The sequence below is a fragment of the Chroococcidiopsis sp. genome (assembly GCF_051657925.1).
GTDB lineage: Bacteria > Cyanobacteriota > Cyanobacteriia > Cyanobacteriales > Chroococcidiopsidaceae > Chroococcidiopsis.
This window is the reverse complement of sequence record NZ_JBOFLP010000089.1, coordinates 1-3,955: the sequence shown is the minus strand read 5'-3', so window position 1 is coordinate 3,955 and position 3,955 is coordinate 1. Positions and strand designations below refer to the sequence as shown.

At 43.6% G+C, this 3,955-nt stretch carries 4 protein-coding genes and 3 pseudogenes; 3 read left to right on the top strand and 4 right to left on the bottom strand.

Translation table 11 applies throughout. From position 1 onward, the window contains the following. The 3 genes and pseudogenes from ACRC32_RS06845 to ACRC32_RS06835 all read right to left on the bottom strand — a co-directional run. Window positions 1–634 (bottom strand): hypothetical protein (locus tag ACRC32_RS06845; RefSeq protein WP_438553264.1); only part of this gene is annotated, 634 nt, incomplete at its 3' end. Between the two features lie 4 nt (window positions 635–638). Next, window positions 639–1,220, bottom strand: coding sequence for a hypothetical protein (locus ACRC32_RS06840; RefSeq protein ID WP_438553263.1), 582 nt, complete (start codon window positions 1,218–1,220; stop codon window positions 639–641). A gap of 83 nt (window positions 1,221–1,303) precedes the next feature. Next, window positions 1,304–2,617: pseudogene (locus ACRC32_RS06835) on the bottom strand (IS701 family transposase). A gap of 172 nt (window positions 2,618–2,789) precedes the next feature. Here ACRC32_RS06835 and ACRC32_RS06830 point away from each other — a divergent pair. Both ACRC32_RS06830 and ACRC32_RS06825 read left to right on the top strand, forming a co-directional pair. Continuing rightward, on the top strand, window positions 2,790–3,092 hold the full coding sequence (locus ACRC32_RS06830) for a type II toxin-antitoxin system Phd/YefM family antitoxin (protein WP_438553262.1): 303 nt from the start codon (window positions 2,790–2,792) through the stop codon (window positions 3,090–3,092). After that, window positions 3,067–3,381 (top strand): annotated as a pseudogene (locus tag ACRC32_RS06825) (Txe/YoeB family addiction module toxin). Before ACRC32_RS06830 ends, ACRC32_RS06825 begins: the two are co-directional and overlap by 26 nt. A gap of 96 nt (window positions 3,382–3,477) precedes the next feature. Here the strand turns inward: ACRC32_RS06825 and ACRC32_RS06820 are convergent. Next, on the bottom strand, window positions 3,478–3,753 hold the full coding sequence (locus tag ACRC32_RS06820) for a hypothetical protein (protein ID WP_438553261.1): 276 nt from the start codon (window positions 3,751–3,753) through the stop codon (window positions 3,478–3,480). Window positions 3,754–3,821: 68 nt separating this feature from the next. Between ACRC32_RS06820 and ACRC32_RS06815 the strand changes: the two are divergent. Next, window positions 3,822–3,955 (top strand): annotated as a pseudogene (locus ACRC32_RS06815) (IS630 family transposase); the annotation flags it as partial.

The following is a 3,955-nucleotide window of genomic DNA, read 5'->3' as shown; positions in this document are numbered from 1 at the left end:
CAAACTGTTTTGGGAAAAACACTTGATACAGATGCAGCAGTTGGTAAACGTTCAGCTTAGCTTCAAGAATTTCTAAGGCTTGAAAACGACTCAAAGGCAGTCTTTGCAGATAGTTTTGTAACCGATAAATGGCTGTTTCAGAAGTGGTTGGGATATCCATACTGACTGAAAATCCAACTGGAATCGTGCTAACGGACAGGGATTGGTCGAGCCTTTTTAGGGACTGCTTGACTGAATTCGACCAATGCTTCGAGCAGTCGATCGCCGTCTCAATCTGCTCCACGATAGCTTGGGCATCGCAGGGATTAATCCCCTGTAATAACTCGATTTTTCGCAATTTCACGCACCTCAAAATAGCAGGATCTACCTCAGACGGTGCTGCATCTAAAGCTGCTAAAACCGATGCAGTAGTTGGCAAGTTATAAGATGGTTTATCTGTCCCTTTTGTCCCTTTTTTTGGCACAATTTTAATTTGACTAGGCGATCGTTGAATTTCTGCTGCTGCTAGTTCGGGGCTAAGCCCACTAAATAACATTCGCAGTAAGTCATCGTTTTGGGCAATCGATTTGCGTACCCAATGCTGCTGTCCTTCGAGCAGAACGAGTAGTTTGTCTTCATGAATGTCGTTGCTCATTTTTTTAAAAGAGTGAAATTTGAGTAGTTTTGTCCGAGTTTTGTTGTTTGGTTTCAACTGGAGGTTGGGTTGAACGAGCCGACGAGCGGGATGAATTGGTCGATTTTGCTTTTGGCTGCTGGCGCTGATAGCGAATTTTTCGGAGCGGCAAGTCAGCCTTAAGCTCTTCCAATAACTGAGCTAGAACAGCGGGTAATTCTCCTAATTCAGATTCGCCCACCAGGTTAGAAATAGGAAAGTCATCGTGACTGGACGCTGCAATTAACACCTGCCGTTCTTTGGCATCTGAATTTAAGGGAAGCCACGCGATCTGCAATCGAATCGGGGTTTCATGCCAGCGGTACGAACGCCCTTTCTCGCTGCTATGTTGCAGTGTTTGAAATGATGCAGCCGATGCCGAGGCACTGGCAGGTTGCTCTAAAAGCTGCAAAAACTCTTTCCCTGCTTGCCACCGTCGGCGATCGAACAAAAGTCCGTGCGCCTGAAATTGGGCTTCTGGTGATTTGTCGGTTAAGTACTCCTCAAGCTGTTTGTGTTCGACTGCAACAGCTTGAGCTGCTGCTTCTAAGGTAAGCCATCGTGCCATATTGTCAATTAGTAGCTGTCAGTTGCAAATGGCGGTAGCCAAAAGCTGGCTCGAAGTTCGCGGTTTAACCCTCTTTTATCACTCTAAGCGGAAGAAAATATCAGTTGTAAGTTGAGCTGCTGCACGATGGGACAAATAAACTGATTCATCCTACCCATGAGTTGCTCTAATCCAAACTGCTCTTGATGTAATAGGAAATACTTCTAACCATCGTTTTAACCAGTTGAAACAAATCAATGGTTGGACGATCAAACGTAGATTGTTGAGCAGATGTTTCCAACCGCTTTGATGATTCCACCACGGATGTTGAGCCAACAATTTCTGAGTAATTGGACAAGCATCATGAAAAGCATCGGCAAACAAACTCACCATCAAAAATGCACTCATCACCATTTCCCACCATTTCTCAATCTGTGAGTATTGGGTCATGCGAAAATCTGCCCAACAAGCGCGCATCCTTGGCTTGTTTAAGTCCATACTCAATACTCGTCCTAAACCCATAACTATCACCAATTTCGCTCAGTTGAATAGCAGGTGCAGCTACCATAACAAACGAAGTCGAATTATCCGGCAAGGTTTCGGGGTTAGTAGTCAACAGCCAATATTGCTTACGACGACGTTTCCCATAAATCACCGAGAGCCATGTAGCGGATTTCGGTGGTGCCATTGCTAAAAGTGCGTTCAAAGGTTTGCCACGGTTGTTGAACTACCTCTTGATCTTGAGGTAGCCATAGAGCATGATTGCTGCGAATTGCCAAGATGTAAGGTAGTTTCAACTCATCCAGGACATTCACAGGCGTTAGTCTTACTTTCACCATACAAGCTATCCGCCAATACCAGGGAAAACCGAAATCCTATTGCTTGTAGTTGCCGAATCATCGTCGCGGCAATTTGCGGCTTCGTTTGATATTCATCAGTGGCTTTTAGTCGTTCTCTAGGTTTGTAAACCTCAAAACATAAGGGCAAAATCATTCCTTCAACTAATCCATAGGCAGTGACCGCGACGATGCCATTTTCTTTTTTGCCCACGTTCCCAATGTATTGTCTTTTCACATAGTCGGTACTTTTCCCTTTCTTGCAATCTCCGGTTTCATCAATCAATAAAATCATTGTTCTTCCATGCAACACCTTGAGGATGATCTCGCTTGCGTTTTTGGCGTAACTGTTGAACTGTCCAGGGAGATTCAGTCAGAAAGTGATGCAAGCTCTGATGGTTGTCTAATCCAACAGCTTTGGCAATGGCGGGCAGTGACTTGCGTTTCAACTCGCTAATCATGCCCAAATGTAGCAGTTTGAATGCTTCAAAGCTCCGCAATAAGCGGAAATAATTCCTCAAACAGTTGGCAGTACTCATCAACAAATCGTATTGTCGGTCGAGCCTCTCTAGAAGCAGGCATAGATAGTTTGACATGAAAAAATCTATCTCTATTGTATATAATCTCTCATAAGAGTGATAAAAGAGGGTTATAGTGGCAGCGATCGAGCGTTCCATAGCAAAGGAGCGAGCGCCTCTAACTACTTTCGATCGATCTTTAGTAGAATTAATGTACGTAATACTGTACGTTATTTATGTTCTCCTACGAAATCACTTCTCCAACAGATGCCAGGAATAGCTTCTTTCAGTTATTAGACTCTGTGGCTGAAAACCATCAGGTTCTCATCATCAAACGGCGCAAAGGAGAAAATGTGGCGTTGATTGCCGAATCAGACTTAACCAGCCTGGTTGAAACAGTGTATCTGTTGCGAAATCCTGCCAACGGTCGTCGCCTGCTCGATGCGATCGCCGAATCAAAATCGGGCAAAATTCAGCCTCAGACCATAGAAGAACTACGGCAGGAGTTGGGAATTGGCAGCGAAGAGAAAGAAGAATGAATCAGAGGAAACGCCGCTACCGATTGGGCGCAGTCCTGGATTCAGCTCGCAATTCAAGGAAGACTTGGCTTAGTGGTTTAAGACCGACTACAAAAAAGCATCCAAAATTTTAGATCTGGTTACGGCTCTGATAACAGACCCACTTCAAGGAATTGGTAAACCAGAACCATTAAAATACTTGGATGCAGATGTTTGGTCGCGCCGAATTGACTTAGAGCATCGGCTGATCTATTTAGTCGGCAGTACTCAAATTGATTTTCTGGCGTGCAGATTTCACTACAAAGATTGACCGATAATAGCTAACTACAAACTCGGTCAATGGCTTTAGCAAACTATTTCTTTGCCATAACATAGTCTAAGCTCGTGTTCTCTTTGACTAGAGCAATTAAATAGCATTCCACAACTCCATCTGCTGCAATTGAGTAAATTTCTCCACGACTTTGACTTTGCAATCTTCAACAGAAGTCACTCCATAAACGAGTGACAATATTCGTTCGTTGACGACTACGAATGGTGGACTCCACCTCGTTCGCTTTTTGGCATCGCTAACTTTAACATTAAGCTTGTACCCCAGCCGATGCTGTTGACGAATTTCCCACTCCTGATAAAGTTGGGAATATTGAATACACCAGCCCTTCACTTCTTGTAAGTAGGTAGACAAAATTAATTACATAAACAAATAGTAAAATGTGTTAGAGATAATCGAGTTGTGTATTGAGAGATTTTTTGATGATATTCATTAGAGAAATCAATCCTCTTTCCTCCAAGCTGCTAGAACGAATTTATCGCCAAAGCCGACATCATCAGGTGCGTCAAAGAGCGCATTGTCTAATTTTAGCTTCGCAAGGGAGCAAAATAGAAGA

Bases quoted from the DNA above. Each gene is read 5' to 3' on its own strand.
- ACRC32_RS06840 (WP_438553263.1), bottom strand. From the start codon at position 1,220: ATGGCACGATGGCTTACCTTAGAAGCAGCAGCTCAAGCTGTTGCAGTC.
- ACRC32_RS06830 (WP_438553262.1), top strand. From the start codon at position 2,790: ATGTTCTCCTACGAAATCACTTCTCCAACAGATGCCAGGAATAGCTTC.